Origin of the sequence: Benzoatithermus flavus (assembly GCF_037908215.1) — a bacterium.
GTDB classification, from domain to species: Bacteria; Pseudomonadota; Alphaproteobacteria; order Geminicoccales; family Geminicoccaceae; genus Benzoatithermus; species Benzoatithermus flavus.
This window is the reverse complement of the sequence record NZ_JBBLZC010000073.1, coordinates 1-1028: the sequence shown is the minus strand read 5'-3', so window position 1 is coordinate 1028 and position 1028 is coordinate 1. Positions and strand designations below refer to the sequence as shown.

Genomic DNA, 1028 nt, shown 5'->3' with positions numbered 1-1028 from the left:
CCTGATTAGCCTTCAAAGTCATCCGGCCATGGGCTAGGATTGCCGCGGTTTCCAGGGCTGCGGGAGGCACAGGTATGGCGGGCAAGCTGGCGGCGCGGGTCAAGGGGCTGAGCGAGGCGGCGTTCCGCGAGGCGTTCGGCACGGAAGCGCAGTGCCGCGCCGCCCTGGAGAGGCTGCGCTGGCCCAAAGGCTTTGTCTGCCCGGCCTGCGGCCATGGCGGCCGGGCCTGGCTGGCCGAGCGCAAGCTTTTCCAGTGCAACCGGTGCAAGCACCAGGTCCCGCTCACGGCGGGGACGATCTTCCACGCCACCAAGCTGCCGCTCACCACTTGGTTCCTGGCGATCCACCTGATCGTCACCGCCAAGAACGGCATCTCCTCGGTCGAGCTCGGCCGCAGGCTCGGGGTCAAGCAGACCACCGCCTGGTCGATGAAGCACAAGATCATGCAGGTGATGCTCGAGCGCGAGGCCAAGAAGCCGCTCCAAGGCCGGGTCGAGATCGACGACGCCTACCTGGGCGGGGCGCGCTCGGGCGACAAGCGTGGGCGGGGCGCCGCTGGCAAGACCCCGATCGTCGCGGCGGTCGAGACCACGGCCGAGCGCTGGCCGAGGAAGCTCAAGCTCCTGCCGGTCAAGGGCTTCCGCAAGAAGGAGGTCGAGAAGCTGGCGCGCGAACATCTGGCGCCCGGCAGCACCGTGGTCAGCGACGGCCTGTCCTGCTGGGCGGCGGTCGAGGGCGCCGGCTGCGATCATTTCCCGATGGTGACCGGCTCGGGGCGGCAGGCGGCGCGCTGGGCGCCGTTCAAGTGGGTGAACACCACACTGGGCAACATCAAGGCGGCGATCACCGGCACCTACCGCCAGCTTGGCCCGGCGCACGCCGCCCGCTATCTCGCCAGCTTCGCCTGGCGCTTCAATCGCCGCTTCCAGCTCGACAGCATGCTCGTGCGCTTCGTCCACAGCGCCGCCCGCACCAAGCCTATGCCCTATCGGGTCCTCGTCGCTGGATGAGGGTCACGGCTAATCAGG

1 protein-coding gene is annotated in these 1028 nt (G+C 69.0%); it reads left to right on the top strand.

Features of this window, described 5'->3' with window-relative positions:
• Positions 1-74: 74 nt before the first annotated feature.
• Positions 75-1010 carry an IS1595 family transposase gene (locus U1T56_RS24100; RefSeq protein ID WP_418162032.1) on the top strand — a complete coding sequence of 312 codons (936 nt, stop codon included), beginning with the start codon at positions 75-77 and terminating at the stop codon, positions 1008-1010.
• Positions 1011-1028 lie beyond the last annotated feature (18 nt).